20 protein-coding genes are annotated in these 14,125 nt (G+C 43.7%); 18 read left to right on the top strand and 2 right to left on the bottom strand.

The window, feature by feature from the left end; all coding sequences use genetic code 11:
* Positions 1-192 precede the first annotated feature (192 nt).
* From ACQFX9_RS07990 to ACQFX9_RS07980, 3 genes are all read left to right on the top strand, one after another.
* The gene (locus ACQFX9_RS07990; RefSeq protein WP_427161482.1) at positions 193-2,382 is read left to right on the top strand and encodes a cation:proton antiporter; all 2,190 of its coding nucleotides are present in this window, start codon (positions 193-195) and stop codon (positions 2,380-2,382) included.
* Positions 2,383-2,387: 5 nt separating this feature from the next.
* On the top strand, positions 2,388-2,882 hold the full coding sequence (locus ACQFX9_RS07985) for a hypothetical protein (RefSeq protein ID WP_427161481.1): 495 nt from the start codon (positions 2,388-2,390) through the stop codon (positions 2,880-2,882).
* A gap of 181 nt (positions 2,883-3,063) precedes the next feature.
* The gene (locus ACQFX9_RS07980) at positions 3,064-3,795 is read left to right on the top strand and encodes an AMIN domain-containing protein (protein ID WP_427161480.1); all 732 of its coding nucleotides are present in this window, start codon (positions 3,064-3,066) and stop codon (positions 3,793-3,795) included.
* Between the two features lie 67 nt (positions 3,796-3,862).
* Here the strand turns inward: ACQFX9_RS07980 and ACQFX9_RS07975 are convergent, their stop codons facing one another.
* On the bottom strand, positions 3,863-4,399 hold the full coding sequence (locus tag ACQFX9_RS07975) for a DUF3172 domain-containing protein (protein WP_427161479.1): 537 nt from the start codon (positions 4,397-4,399) through the stop codon (positions 3,863-3,865).
* Between the two features lie 259 nt (positions 4,400-4,658).
* On the opposite strand from ACQFX9_RS07975, the gene ACQFX9_RS07970 reads away from it, so the two are divergent.
* Positions 4,659-5,477 (top strand): ABC transporter permease, encoded by an 819-nt coding sequence (locus ACQFX9_RS07970; protein ID WP_427162832.1) that lies wholly within the window; start codon positions 4,659-4,661, stop codon positions 5,475-5,477.
* 85 nt (positions 5,478-5,562) lie between these two features.
* Entirely contained in the window at positions 5,563-6,021 is a 459-nt protein-coding gene (locus tag ACQFX9_RS07965; RefSeq protein ID WP_427161478.1) for a hypothetical protein, read from the top strand.
* Positions 6,022-6,109: 88 nt separating this feature from the next.
* Here the strand turns inward: ACQFX9_RS07965 and ACQFX9_RS07960 are convergent, their stop codons facing one another.
* On the bottom strand, positions 6,110-6,598 hold the full coding sequence (locus tag ACQFX9_RS07960; protein WP_427161477.1) for an NAD(P)H-quinone oxidoreductase subunit N: 489 nt from the start codon (positions 6,596-6,598) through the stop codon (positions 6,110-6,112).
* A gap of 974 nt (positions 6,599-7,572) precedes the next feature.
* Between ACQFX9_RS07960 and rplC the strand changes: the two genes are divergently transcribed.
* From rplC to rplE, 13 genes are all read left to right on the top strand, one after another.
* Positions 7,573-8,208: a 50S ribosomal protein L3 gene (gene rplC, locus ACQFX9_RS07955; protein ID WP_427161476.1), complete on the top strand. Its 636-nt coding sequence runs from the start codon at positions 7,573-7,575 to the stop codon at positions 8,206-8,208.
* 53 nt (positions 8,209-8,261) lie between these two features.
* Entirely contained in the window at positions 8,262-8,894 is a 633-nt protein-coding gene (gene rplD / locus ACQFX9_RS07950) for a 50S ribosomal protein L4 (RefSeq protein WP_427161475.1), read from the top strand.
* The gene (locus tag ACQFX9_RS07945; RefSeq protein WP_103140487.1) at positions 8,887-9,201 is read left to right on the top strand and encodes a 50S ribosomal protein L23; all 315 of its coding nucleotides are present in this window, start codon (positions 8,887-8,889) and stop codon (positions 9,199-9,201) included. Before rplD ends, ACQFX9_RS07945 begins: the two co-directional genes overlap by 8 nt.
* A 6-nt stretch (positions 9,202-9,207) precedes the next feature.
* Entirely contained in the window at positions 9,208-10,071 is an 864-nt protein-coding gene (gene rplB, locus ACQFX9_RS07940; protein WP_427161474.1) for a 50S ribosomal protein L2, read from the top strand.
* Positions 10,072-10,160: 89 nt separating this feature from the next.
* Entirely contained in the window at positions 10,161-10,439 is a 279-nt protein-coding gene (gene rpsS, locus ACQFX9_RS07935; RefSeq protein ID WP_103140485.1) for a 30S ribosomal protein S19, read from the top strand.
* 91 nt (positions 10,440-10,530) lie between these two features.
* A complete protein-coding gene (gene rplV, locus ACQFX9_RS07930; RefSeq protein ID WP_103140484.1) occupies positions 10,531-10,890 on the top strand; it encodes a 50S ribosomal protein L22 in 360 nt (119 codons plus the stop codon).
* A gap of 53 nt (positions 10,891-10,943) precedes the next feature.
* The gene (gene rpsC, locus ACQFX9_RS07925; RefSeq protein ID WP_103140483.1) at positions 10,944-11,699 is read left to right on the top strand and encodes a 30S ribosomal protein S3; all 756 of its coding nucleotides are present in this window, start codon (positions 10,944-10,946) and stop codon (positions 11,697-11,699) included.
* Positions 11,700-11,799: 100 nt separating this feature from the next.
* On the top strand, positions 11,800-12,225 hold the full coding sequence (gene rplP / locus ACQFX9_RS07920; protein ID WP_427161473.1) for a 50S ribosomal protein L16: 426 nt from the start codon (positions 11,800-11,802) through the stop codon (positions 12,223-12,225).
* Positions 12,226-12,228: 3 nt separating this feature from the next.
* Positions 12,229-12,456, top strand: coding sequence for a 50S ribosomal protein L29 (gene rpmC, locus ACQFX9_RS07915; protein WP_427161472.1), 228 nt, complete (start codon positions 12,229-12,231; stop codon positions 12,454-12,456).
* 6 nt (positions 12,457-12,462) lie between these two features.
* Positions 12,463-12,714, top strand: coding sequence for a 30S ribosomal protein S17 (rpsQ, locus tag ACQFX9_RS07910; RefSeq protein ID WP_103140480.1), 252 nt, complete (start codon positions 12,463-12,465; stop codon positions 12,712-12,714).
* Positions 12,715-12,739: 25 nt separating this feature from the next.
* The gene (gene rplN / locus ACQFX9_RS07905; protein ID WP_103140479.1) at positions 12,740-13,108 is read left to right on the top strand and encodes a 50S ribosomal protein L14; all 369 of its coding nucleotides are present in this window, start codon (positions 12,740-12,742) and stop codon (positions 13,106-13,108) included.
* On the top strand, positions 13,108-13,458 hold the full coding sequence (rplX, locus tag ACQFX9_RS07900; RefSeq protein WP_427161471.1) for a 50S ribosomal protein L24: 351 nt from the start codon (positions 13,108-13,110) through the stop codon (positions 13,456-13,458). Before rplN ends, rplX begins: the two co-directional genes overlap by 1 nt.
* A 105-nt stretch (positions 13,459-13,563) precedes the next feature.
* Positions 13,564-14,112, top strand: coding sequence for a 50S ribosomal protein L5 (rplE, locus tag ACQFX9_RS07895; RefSeq protein WP_427161470.1), 549 nt, complete (start codon positions 13,564-13,566; stop codon positions 14,110-14,112).
* The last annotated feature ends 13 nt before the right edge of the window (positions 14,113-14,125 follow it).

Here is a 14,125-nt window from a genome sequence, read left to right as displayed (position 1 = left end):
CACTCTCATAGTAGCCAGTTATTAAAACCACTAAAGTGTATTCTTGTGTGCTTATTAACTACTGATAACAAGTTTACAACAATTAACATTAAACTCCAGCGCAAAGCATCATAAATTAACTACTAAGCTTGACATTATGACTCACTTGCAGAATCATCTTAGGGAAACCAGGTAGTGTCTCTTGAGGAAACTATGCACACAGTAATTCTCGTTCTGGTTGAAGTGTTAATTGTCATTTGTCTATCTCGATTAGTAGGATTACTATTCAAATCAATTAAACAACCTTTAGTAATTGGTGAGATTGTGGCTGGGATTATGCTCGGACCCTCATTATTGGGTTTACTTGCTCCCCAATTATCAGCTACTTTGTTTCCGCCAGAAACTCTACCTTTTTTGAACGTTTTATCTCAGGTGGGACTAATATTTTTCATGTTTTTGATTGGGTTGGAACTCAATCCTAAATATCTCAGTGGACAGTTAGAAGTGGCAGTTTTAACTTCTCATGTCAGTATTTTAGTCCCTTTTTCTCTCGGCACATTATTATCGTTACTTTTGTATCCTCTAGTTTCTAATGCTAGTGTTTCTTTTACTGCCTTTGCTCTATTTTTAGGTGCGGCAATGTCAATTACAGCCTTTCCTGTATTGGCGCGGATTATTACAGAAAATAACTTGCAAGGAACGCGTTTAGGAACACTGGCGTTAACTTGTGCGGCGGTAGACGATGTTACAGCTTGGTGTTTACTGGCAGTAGCGATCGCTGTAGCTAGAACTGGTAACATCATAGGTGCATTGCCAACAATTTTGGAAAGTTTCATTTATATTGCCTTGATGGTGACGGTAGGACGCTGGTTTTTGCAACGTCTTGCAGCCCATTACCACCGCGCCGGGCGTTTGAGTCAACTGGTATTGGCGGGTATTTATGTCGCCGTCGTCGCCTCAGCACTGCTTACTGAATTAATTGGGATTCATTTAATCTTTGGGGCATTTTTATTGGGTGCAGCTATGCCCAAGAATGCAGACTTAGTGCGGGAATTAGCCATTAAAACTGAAGATTTCGTCCTGATTTTTCTCTTGCCAATATTTTTTGCCTACAGTGGCTTACGGACGCAGATTGGTTTATTGAACCGTCCCGAACTCTGGTTATTGTGTGCAGTTGTGGTTTTAGTGGCGATCGCTGGCAAGTATATTGGTACATATATCGCCGCCCGTTTTAGTGGAATCAACAAACGAGAAGCATCTGCCTTGGGTTGGTTAATGAATACTCGCGGTTTAACCGAGTTAATCGTCCTGAATATTGGTTTGGAATTGGGGGTAATTTCTCCCTTACTGTTTACTATGCTGGTAATTATGGCTTTAGTTACCACCTTCATGACTTCGCCCTTACTAGAGTGGGCTTATCCCAAAAAACTCATCAAATTAGATGTAGTCGAACCAGAACCAATCACAGAGGACAATCTCAACACTACCATTTCCCATGATGCTTACCTACGTCCCTACCGGATTTTAGTCCCAGTTGCCAATCCCAGCACCCAAAAAGGCTTATTACAACTTGCTGTCACACTAGGACTCAATTTTCGCCAACCTGCTGTAGTCAATCCCCTCAGTTTAATTGAATTAGAAGAAGATTACGGTTTTGAAAATACGCCCGATGAAGCAGACAGATTAATTCTGCAACGTCGTCAGCAGTTAGAAGAGTTGATTGTTACCCTCGAACCACCAACACAGCCTTTTGTTCATCCCATTGTGCAGATATCTAGCAACGTCGCTAGAGAAACAGCCCAAATTGCCAAACATGAGCAGGCAGATTTAATTTTAGTAGGGTGGCATCGTCCAGCCTTTAGTAATAATCGCTTGGGTGGTAGAGTCGGTCAAATTCTCAGCACTGTACCCGTAGATGTGGCTGTGTTTGTAGATAGGGGTGGAGAGAGATTAGAAAATTTATTAGTTCCCTATTCTGCAAATATCCACGATGATTTGGCTTTGACACTAGCATTGAGACTATTAATCAATCGTGACACTTGTACATTGCAAGTATTACAGGTACACAAAGAAAACCAAGCCCATGAGGAATTGAGTTATGAACTGTACGCCATGATTGAGAGATTACCAGCCAGTGTGCGCGATCGCATCAATATTAAAATTATCCATGCACCCGACCCCATTGCCGCCGTAGTTGCAGCCTCAGAAAGCGTAGATTTAACCATCGCTGGTACTAGCCGCGCCTGGGGAATTGAGCGTCAAACCCTGGGAAGATATACAGATGAACTGGCAATTCAATGTCGTTCTTCTCTGTTAATTACCCGTCGCTACAGCCAACTCTCTTCTCATTTGACTTCTGCACTGTCTGAACCGAATCATCACGAGCCTATTGTCAATAGCTAAAAACTATGAACCATTTTAATTTTAAATCCCTGACATTTTATGCTACTGCTATCGGTTCAGTTCTGATTTTGTTTCAAAGCGTTACTTTTTATGGAGAAAAACACCTCCAAGCCTCCCCTGTCATTGATGGCGTTTATCGTCTGACTTTTACTGATAATGTACCTGAATGTCGGCGATCGCAACCTTTAACCTTAGAAATTCAGCAGTCAGGAATCTACGTCAACGCTTCTTTGTTACCAGCCAAAACTAATACACAAATTCAAAAGCAGTATTCTCTCAAAGGTATCTTAAATCATCAGCAATTAAACTTAACCGGCGAAGTTTACCACACCAACCTTTGTAACATTGCTCCACCCCATACCCTGCAAGCCCAAATGCGATTCACAGATGGTAAAAAGCTACAAGGCAAAATAATTATCACTACCATCGCGCAAAATTTAGAATTTAATGCTACACCTGAAGCAGCCCAGGCAGAAACCAAAAACTCAAATAGCCATTAAAATGGGCAATTCGTGAGGCAGTTTCTAGGAACTTATTACACAAGTGCCTAAAAAACAAAGGTCTAGAGCTAAAAGCTAAATGCTAAATGCTAAATGCTAGTAATTTGTACTCAGCACTCAGCACCCAGCACTCATAACTCTCCCTGCCTGATGGTGTAACCTCATCATAGATAAATTCATCATGCTTAATGGAATCTCAACCCAGCAACTTTTTCACAGGGGCAAACAACTATTTAGCATTAGTTTATTTGCTGCATTTATCCTGCCAACTACCAGTACAATTGCGGCTCAGGTCGCTCAGTTGAACAATTGGCGGTTTTCTCCACAAGCCGGTAAGTTAGAGATTAATCTTTCCGTCGGTAAAACACCGAACTACTTTTACCTATCTGAACCGCCACGCCTAGTCATCGACATTCCTGAAACTAAACTAGGTCAGATACCAACTCAGAAAAATTTTACTGGTGCTGTCCAACGTGTTCGCGTTTCCCAATTAAACGCCAATATGACTCGTATTGTCTTAGATTTAGCCAACGGCGTAGTTATAGATCCCAATCAAGTTAAACTACAACCCGTTTCTAAACAAAACCCTACTCGCTGGGTTTTGCGTCCTGTTTTCATGAGTGGTTCTCAACCATTGAGCAACGCCAAAAATCCACCTAAAAACCCTTCCCCAGCACAATACACCCAATATAATTACTTACAATTACCCAGTACCTTAACCCCAACATTTGCCAGTCCCCAACAACCCTTGGTGACTGTACCTCCCCTCAACTCCAAAAATTCTGTTTCCACACCAAATTCTTCGCCATCTTTCCCCACTCCTACTATTTCCACTCAACCCAAAACCCCGCCTAACATCACTAATCCCGTGGTTATTGAGTTTGGTCAACCCATACCTAAGCAAAATTATTAGGGAATGGACAATAGGGACTGGGTTTAATAACTATTACCCATTCCCTGTTCCCTATTTCCTTTCAATCCTAGAATCTTTCTGTTTCCTGTGTTTGTTCAACAGCTCCTGGCTGAGACAAGAAGAAGTTTTGCCCTGCTTCATTTTGATAAATACATCTAATATCAGGCTTTTCATCTAAAGTACCAGTAAAACCAAATGTATTCAGACGATTTTTACATTCTCTCACTTGGTCAGAACTCACTAGCTTGCGCTGTTCTAAAATTGCCCAGTTATTTTGACGAATTACACACCCAGGACGCATACTTGGTTGAGAAACATAAACATTAAAAGGGTTGAGAGTTACAAATAATCGAGCATCCATCACCATTGCACTTGCTCCATACTGGACGCAAATCTCAGGATTCGGTGCTTTGGTATCAATAAAATCACGGGAAGCTACGTTAGATGGAGTGAACGTAGCTGTGGAACTAAAAGCAATCCCAATCCCAATTCCCAGAACAAACACCCCTGCCAAAATAGCAATAGTGGTGAAGTTAAACATAGAAGATGGGAAACTAGAAGGCTTAGATGTAGTAGTCGCTCTACCAGTTGATTTACGTCTCATTTGTGCTGATTAACCTTCACGCCTGAAAAATTTGGGAGTGTCTCCCTATTTCAGTATGCCGATTATTGAGGAGATTTGCCTGCAAGTTTTCAGATAATATTGGAACTTTGAATGAGACTAAACAGGGTATTAGAAATCGTGTCAGAACTTCTCCCCGTTGTCACCTGTCAGCTTCCCGTTAAAATGAGCAACGAAAAAATGTAAAGTAATATTTACGAAAATATTCGATACCTGACTGAACACAAATAAAGTGAAATCTATAACAGGCTCATTCTGGGTTAGTAAGCTCAAAGCTTCGCAAGTGCAACTTATTTTAGCGGACAGTTTGACTATCTTTTGGGGAGAGTGGATAGATTTACGCGTTAGAATCGCGCAAGTAGCTGCATCTGGTTTAGTTTCTCCACTGATTTACATTGTCGCTTTTGGTTTGGGTTTAGGTAGTGCCATTAAACCAGGTTCTGGCATTAGCGGTAATTACAGTAACTATCTAGAATTCATGTTGCCGGGAATGGTGGCGTTATCATCAATGACTATTAGCTTTGCTGGAACGACGTTTTCAATTTGTGGAGATAGGCTATTTAGTAAAACCTTTGAGGAATTATTACTGACTCCTATACATCCTTTAGCGTTGTATTTTGGTCAAATGCTAGCAGGAATTGTGCGGGGGTTAATGACTTCTGGCTCTGTGGTTCTGATAGCTTTGCTATTTACAGGTAACTGGCATTTTCTCCATCCGTTGTTTTTGCTATTACTGGTATTGAACTGTGCAGTATTTGCAGGTTTGGGTGTAATTGTTGGGTTATCAGTAAAATCACTCGAATCAGTGGGACTTTACAATAACTTCGTGATAGCTCCCATGTCATTCTTAGGAGCGACTTTCTTTGATCCTGCTACATTACCGACTGCCTTGAAAGTAGTTGTTTACCTGTTCCCTTTAACCTATGCCAGCACTGGACTACGGGCAGCTGCTAATTTACCTTTATCTCAGTTTCCCTGGTACAGCATACCAATATTACTAGCGATCGCGATCGCCATTGCCTTCTGGGGTGGTTATAAATTCGCTCACCAACAAGACTAACCACAAACAAAGTTTTTCAAAGTTTCTGATTTGTCATCTCCACAAAACGCTAATCTGACTGGATATCGTGGAATCAAATCCAGTCATGACTAAAGTTTCCAACATTCGTCAGTTGTTAACTGATGGCAAATTAGGGCTACTACCGTATTTATATCAACGCTTGCAGGAAATTGCCCAAACCTGGTCACAAACAGAAAATTTGCAGCTACAGCCTTATGATCTCCGGTTTGGTAATTGCAACACCTCCGCAGCCAATGAACCCAGACCAGTTATTAACCAGTCAATTGCTTTGCAGTTTGTTATCTTAGGCAACCCTCAAAATAGATTGGAGTTATTACTACTAGCCTCAGAACTGCAAAACAATATAGATGCAGCTATTTTTGAATGGAGTAACCGCGAATGGTATCAGTTTGAAAAGCCATTAAAGCGACCAGTAACACAAATTACAGGCAACTTAGAGTATGAAATCCTAGAAAATCAAAATAATACTTGCCGTATAACCCTGGAACGTCAATTTGATTTAATTTACTTAGTTAGCTTTTAAATATTGAGGGAACGGGGAACAGGGAACAAGAGGTAGATAATTGTATTTTCTCTCCCTGCACCCCTGCACCCTTGCACCCCTGCTTCCTCTATCCTGCTTGATAACTAGCCGAGAAAGTATCCTTGAGGGGTCGCCAACGGAAGGAGCGATCGCCGCCTCTTTCCACAACTACTTTCACTTTTGGTTCTAAACTAGGTAGATTGGTCAGAAATTCTACTTCCTGATCAGAAAGGATATTTCCTTCAATAATCCACAACACCAAACCCTTAGATTTAGGTGGTAGTTGTTCTAGTTGGTAGTTAACAACAGGTGGCAGATAATAAACATTACCTACTGCTGCACCGCTACCTGTGCTTTTTTTACCCAAATGGGGAGGTCTGACACCGTGAACCCCTGTCAGATAAGCAGCCACATCACCTAATCCTCTAGCAGTCAATACTAGAGTCGTATAGCCAGCAGCACGCAGACGACGACGATACCGACCTTCAAAACCCCCTTCCAAGGGTGTGTAAACACCTAACGAACCCAATTTTTCCAGATTGCGGATGAAACCGTTGCCAGTGGTAATTAGTGCCATAGATTTTTCGGATTATTGTCCTATCCCACTTTGATATCTCTATTATTGACCTTGAAGTGTTCGATCAAGTGAGATCACAAAGCTTATGGATTAGATAAGCTAAACTCAATTTTATCAGGAAAGGTTGGGGATTGGTGACTGGGGATTGGGGACTGGGAGAAGAGAGCAGGGGGAGCAGGGGAAGGTAGATTTTATTTCAATGCCCAATGCCCAATGCCAAAAATAAATTTTTGACAAAGAGTGGTCAATAGCTTATAGTATTAGATTGTGACCAATTTCGCAAATTAAGATACCATGTAATCACCATTTTGGGCGATCGCTAACATTAAAGTTAACGGAAATCTTCACCAGGAAAACATCCAGGCTGAAACAGTTCAAAAGCTGGTAAACTTATAAAGCTTTTAGGTCAAGTTCAGGGTAGCAGCCGAAATCAAAAGGCCACCCTCATCACCAGGCTACACCCACTCCTGTAGTCAGAAAAGCAATCAACACCTGACACTCCAGGTTTGATTGATTCAGTGCAGAAAAGCTGAGTAGTGATGTTAGCTGGATGACATTACATTAAAGCCTCGGTTCAACGGATACTGAGCGGTAAAAACTGCTTAAGTCCCACTGAGACGCGGCAGTTGCCCAATCGGGAGACCCGCAAATGGCAATTGCCTCCAGAAAGTGCCTAAGCAAACGCTAGGACGAAAGCGTTGCTGCACAAAGAGCAAAGCTATATAGCATTGCCTTGATACCAGAAGTTATTCCTTCTTACAAAGAAGGTAATTGTGACTGTTCTGGTGAACAAAAGAGTGAATTAAATAACATCACCAAACAGTAACAACACAACTTGTTGTTTCCGACACCATCGTTAGCAGACAAAAATGCTTTCGATAATAAAGGCTCGTCCGTCTTCGTCGGTGTTCATGAGAGTTTGTGTTCAAAAACCCGATTTCAAGGTCAGCAAGTAGAAAGGAGAACCAGTTACCGTGTCTGTAGGCATTCTCGGCACAAAACTGGGCATGACCCAAATCTTTGACGAAGCAGGAGTTGCAATTCCTGTAACAGTCGTCCAAGCCGGGCCATGCGTAGTTACCCAAATAAAAACAAGCCCAACCGATGGATACTCAGCGATCCAAGTTGGTTTCAAACAAGTTAAAGAAAAAGCACTGAATAAGCCCGTATTGGGTCATTTGAAGAAATCCGAAGCTCCTGCATTACGGCATCTGAGAGAGTATCACACAGATAGCCCTAATGATTATTCTTTAGGCCAAGAGATTAAAGCAGATATTTTTAGTGCAGGTCAAATCGTAGACGTTTGCGGTACAAGTATCGGTCGCGGCTTTGCAGGCAACCAAAAACGGAATAACTTTGGTCGCGGGCCAATGTCCCACGGTTCTAAAAACCATAGAGCGCCCGGTTCAATTGGTGCAGGTACAACCCCTGGTCGTGTTTATCCTGGTAAGCGGATGGCAGGACGTTTAGGTGGTAGCCGCGTCACCATCAAAAAATTGACCGTAGTCAGAGTTGACAGTGATCGCAATTTACTGCTCATTAAAGGAGCTGTGCCTGGCAAACCAGGGTCATTGCTGAGTATTGTGCCAGCCAAGCTAGTTGGCAAGTAGTGCTGAGTGTTAACTGTTAGCTGTTAACTGTTAACTGAAATAAGGACACAAAAATGGTTGAAAGTGTAATTAAAAATTGGCAAGGGGAGGAAGTCGGGCAAAAAGCGTTCGACCTGCGCTCCGCCAAACCAGAAACGGCGACTCACATCGTCCACCGCGCCCTGGTACGCCAACTGAATAACGCTCGGCAGGGAAATGCTAGCACCAAAACTCGTTCAGAAGTGCGGGGTGGTGGACGCAAACCTTGGCGGCAAAAAGGTACAGGTCGCGCTCGTGCAGGTTCTATTCGTTCTCCCTTATGGCGGGGTGGTGGTGTCATCTTCGGGCCAAAACCCAGAGATTTTAGCATCAAGATGAACCGCAAAGAACGGCGGTTAGCACTACGTACAGCCCTAGTCAACCGTCTAGAGGACTTGATTGTAGTAGAAGAATTTAATAACGAGCTATCCCGTCCGAAAACTAAAGATTTGGTAGCAGCTTTAGTCCGTTGGGGAGCAGCACCAGAAAATAAGACATTATTAATTTTGTCCGAGTTTCCTGAAAACGTGTATTTATCAGCCCGCAATATCGAGAATCTCAAGTTACTTGCTGCTGATCAATTAAATGTTTTCGACTTGCTCCACGCTGACAAAATTATCATTACAACATCAGCTTTAGATAAGATTCAGGAGGTCTACAATGGCTAGATTTGAGACCCGTAACCTTCCTGATTTAATCCGTCGCCCCATCGTCACCGAAAAAGCGACAATTCTGATGGAACAAAACAAATACACCTTTGAAGTAGTTCCCAAAGCTGACAAAACCCAAATTAAAGCAGCAATTGAAGACTTATTTCAAGTAAAAGTCGTCAAAGTGAACACCACATTACCACCCCGTAGAAAGAAGCGTGTTGGTAAATTCATTGGTTTCAAACCCCAATATAAAAAAGCGATCGTTACTGTCGCACCTGGGGACGTAGAGAAAATCAGACAAGTGCTATTCCCAGAGGTCTAAGATATCATGGGTACTCGTTCTTATCGCCCTTATACCCCCAGCACACGCCAAGTTACCATCTCGGACTTCGCGGAAATTACTAAAACCGAACCAGAAAAATCACTCACGGTCTATATCCACCGTGCCAAAGGTCGGAACAATCAAGGGCGGATAACCTGCCGTCATCGGGGTGGCGGACACAAAAAACTTTATCGCATCATTGATTTTAAACGGGATAAACGCAGTATTCCCGCTACAGTCATTGCTATTGAATACGATCCCAACCGGAACGCCCGGATTGCACTGCTATCTTATGAAGATGGCGAAAAACGTTACATTCTGCATCCCAACGGCTTAAAAGTTGGGACAAAAGTCATCGCTGGGCCAGAATCTCCGATTGAAGATGGCAACGCCTTACCTCTAGCTAACATCCCCTTGGGTACTAGCGTTCACAACGTAGAATTGATTGCTGGCAAAGGTGGTCAAATCGTTCGTGCAGCCGGTGCTACTGCTCAAGTTGTGGCTAAAGAAGGTAATTACGTCACCCTGAAGTTACCTTCTGGTGAAGTTCGGATGATTCGCCGCGAATGTTACGCCACCATCGGACAAGTTGGGAACACCGACGCGAGAAACCTGAGTGCAGGTAAAGCTGGTAGAACTCGTTGGAAAGGTCGCCGTCCGCAAGTTAGAGGTAGCGTCATGAACCCTGTAGACCACCCCCACGGCGGTGGTGAAGGTAGAGCGCCCATCGGTAGATCCGGCCCTGTAACTCCTTGGGGTAAACCAACCTTGGGTGCGAAAACACGTAAACCCAAGAAAGCTAGCAGCAGATTGATTGTTCGCCGTCGTCGTAAATCATCCAAACGCGGACGCGGTGGTCGTGAGTCTTAATCGGTGCTGAGTGATGAGTGCTGAGTGCCAGAAAGCATAAAGCAACTCAAAACTTAACCTCAAAACTTAACCTCAAAACTTTTTCAACTATGGGTCGTTCTCTTAAAAAAGGTCCTTTTGTTGCGGATCATTTGTTAAGCAAAATTGAAAAACTGAACGCTAAAAACGAAAAACAAGTAATCAAAACTTGGTCGCGCGCTTCCACAATTTTGCCGGAAATGGTAGGCCACACCATCGCAGTTCACAACGGGCGGCAACACGTACCTGTATTTATCAGTGACCAAATGGTGGGGCATAAGTTAGGAGAATTCGCTCCTACACGCACCTACAGAGGCCATGGTAAAACTGACAAAAAATCGGGGAGATAGTCAAAAGTCCCAAGTCCAAAGTCAACAGTCCAGAGTAAAAACTAATGACTAATGACTAACGACTAATGACTAATGACAAATGGAGAAACATATGGCTACTGATACTACTGAAGTAAAAGCGATCGCCCGTTACATAAGAATGTCTCCCTTTAAAGTACGTCGTGTACTTGATCAAATTCGGGGTCGCTCCTATAGAGAGGCACTGATTATCCTCGAATTTATGCCCTATCGAGCTACTGAACCAGTGCTGACACTCCTGAGAAGTGCGGCGGCTAACGCCGAGCATAACGCAGGACTAGACCGCGCTCAATTAGTTATTACTCAGGCATACGCTGATCAAGGCCCCGTACTCAAACGTTTCCAACCTAGAGCGCAAGGTAGAGCTTACCAAATTCGCAAACCAACGTGTCATATTACCTTAGCTGTAGCGGCTGACGCTAACGCTAAGTAACTAAAATAAACACTAAAAATTGCGTAAAGTAAGAAATTTTAGAGGAAACATTTGTGGGACAAAAAATACATCCAGTTGGCTTTCGCCTGGGAATTACCCAAGAACACCAATCGCGTTGGTTTGCCGACCCAGAACGCTATCCTGAACTTTTACAAGAAGATCACAAACTTCGGAAATACATAGACCAAAAATTGGGCAGATATGCTCAAAACAATGCTGGTATTTCCGAGGTGCGGATTGAGCGTAAAGCCGACCAAATCGATTTAGAAGTGCGGACTGCGCGCCCAGGTGTAGTTGTAGGTCGTGGTGGTCAAGGAATTGAAGCATTGCGTACCGGACTGCAAGACTTATTAGGTGGTCAACGGCAAATTCGCATCAACGTTGTAGAAGTGCAAAGAGTTGATGCTGATGCTTACTTGATTGCTGAGTACATCGCACAACAACTAGAGCGTCGTGTCTCTTTCCGCCGTGTAGTTAGACAAGCGATTCAACGCGCTCAACGGGCAGGAATTCAAGGCATCAAGGTGCAAGTCAGTGGTCGTCTCAACGGTGCAGAAATTGCTCGGACTGAGTGGACTCGCGAAGGTAGAGTACCTCTACACACCTTACGGGCTGACATTGATTATTCCTACTGCACAGCTAAAACCGTTTACGGAATTTTAGGCATCAAAGTTTGGGTCTTCAAGGGTGAAATCATTCCCGGACAGGAAGAAGCCCCATCCCAACCATCAACCCGTGAACGCGAACCACGCCGCCGTCAACAACAGCGTCGTCGCCAGCAGTTTGAAGACCGTTCCAATGAAGGATAACAGGGGACTGGTGACTGGTGACTGGTGACTGGGAAAATAACCACACCCAATCCCTAATCCCTAATCCCCAATCCCTAATCCCTAATCCCTAGTAAAACTCATGTTAAGTCCTAGAAGAACTAAATTCCGCAAACAACAACGCGGACGAATGACTGGTCTATCCCACCGTGGTAGCACCCTCAACTTTGGAGACTTTGCTCTGCAAGCGCAAGAACCAGCTTGGATTACCTCCCGGCAAATCGAAGCTTCCCGTCGGGCAATGACTCGTTACATCCGTCGGGGTGGTAAAATTTGGATTCGCATTTTCCCAGATAAACCTGTCACCATGCGTCCTGCTGAAACCCGGATGGGTTCAGGTAAAGGTAATCCAGAGTTTTGGGTAGCCGTAGTCAAGCCAGGGCGGATTTTGTTTGAAATCGCTGGCGTTACGGAAGAAATAGCGCGTGAAGCCATGCGACTAGCGGCATACAAGCTACCCATCAAGACCAAGTTTATTGTGCGATCGCAAATCGAGGAGCAGGAGTAGGTTATGCCTCTTCCCAAAATTTCAGAAGCTAGAGAACTAACTGACGAAAAACTGGCCGAGGAAATTATTGCGGTGAAAAAACAACTGTTTCAGTTGCGCTTGCAAAAAGCCACCAGACAATTAGACAAGCCCCACCAGTTCCGCCACGCCCGTCACCGCCTCGCCCAACTACTCACAGTAGAGGGAGAAAGAAAACGGGCAGCAAGTCAAACGCCTCAAGAATCAAAGTAGGAGATTATGGCAATCAAAGAACGAGTTGGCTTGGTAGTGAGCGACAAAATGCAAAAAACGGTAGTTGTTGCCATTGAAAACCGCGCTCCCCATCCCAAGTACGGCAAGATTGTAGTCAAGACCCGGCGTTACAAAGCCCACGATGAAGAAAATAAATGCAAAGTGGGCGATCGCGTGCGAATTCAGGAAACTAGACCCCTGAGTAAAACTAAACGCTGGCAAGTGGCAGAAATCCTCAACACTAAAGCTACAACTTGATAGTTGTGCATAAGGGAGACCGATTGTGATTCAACCCCAAACTTACCTGAATGTGGCAGATAATAGCGGCGCACGCAAACTGATGTGTATTCGTGTTTTAGGCGCGGGTAACAGACGTTACGGTTTTGTGGGCGACAGAATTATCGCTGTTGTCAAAGATGCTATTCCTAACATGGCAGTCAAAAAATCCGATGTAGTCGAAGCTGTAATTGTTCGCACCCGCCACAATATCAATCGTGATAGCGGTATGAGCATTCGCTTTGATGATAATGCTGCCGTCATTATCAACAAAGAAGGTAATCCCAGAGGTACACGGGTATTTGGCCCAGTAGCGAGGGAATTACGTGACAAGAACTTTACCAAAATTGTTTCTCTAGCTCCAGAGGTGCTGTAATGGGAAACCGAAAAGATCAACCCAAATTCCACAAAATGCACGTCAAAACCGGCGACACAGTACAAGTGATTGCTGGTAAAGACAAAGGCAAAGTCGGTGAAGTGATTAAAGCACTGCCCGAATTCAGTAAAGTCATTGTCAAAGGCGTAAACATTAAGACCAAGCACGTCAAGCCCCAGCAAGAAGGGGAATCTGGGCGGATTGCTACTCAAGAAGCTCCGATTCACAGCTCTAACGTCATGCTTTATTCCACCAAGCAAAACGTTGCTAGTCGTGTCTGCTACACCTTCACAGCAGAAGGGAAAAAGGTCAGAAAACTCAAGAAAACTGGTGAAATTCTCGATAGCTAGGGAATTCATCAACTTGAGATTTTAGATTGTAAATTTAGATTCAAATCTAAAATCTGAAATTAAAGTTTCCCTGACCAAGACCAGGGGAAATCAGGACAAAAAACTATGGCGACACAAAGACTCAAAACCTTATATCAAGAGACCATTGTCCCCAAACTGACCAATCAGTTTCAGTACACTAACATTCATCAAGTGCCGAAAGTGGTGAAAGTGACTGTAAACAGAGGTCTAGGGGAAGCAGCGCAAAATGCTAAGGCACTCGAAGCATCTTTGAGCGAAATTGCGACCATTACTGGACAAAAACCAGTAGTCACCAGAGCAAAAAAAGCGATCGCTGGCTTCAAAATTCGTCAGGGTATGCCTGTTGGGATTATGGTAACTCTCAGAGGCGATAGAATGTATGCCTTTCTCGACCGACTCATTAGCCTATCACTACCCAGAATTAGAGATTTTCGCGGCGTTAGCCCCAAAAGCTTTGACGGTCGCGGTAACTATACTCTCGGCGTAAGAGAACAGCTAATCTTTCCAGAAGTCGAGTACGACAGCATCGATCAAATCCGTGGTTTAGATATTTCCATTATCACCACAGCAAAAACCGACGAAGAGGGCCGCGCCTTACTTAAAGAATTAGGAATGCCCTTTCGCGATCAATAAGTTCATCTAAAGA

The sequence above is a fragment of the Aliinostoc sp. HNIBRCY26 genome (assembly GCF_050235535.1).
Taxonomy (GTDB): Bacteria; Cyanobacteriota; Cyanobacteriia; order Cyanobacteriales; family Nostocaceae; genus Trichormus.
The sequence above is the reverse complement of the archived record's forward strand: the minus strand, read 5'-3'. Positions and strand labels throughout refer to the sequence as shown.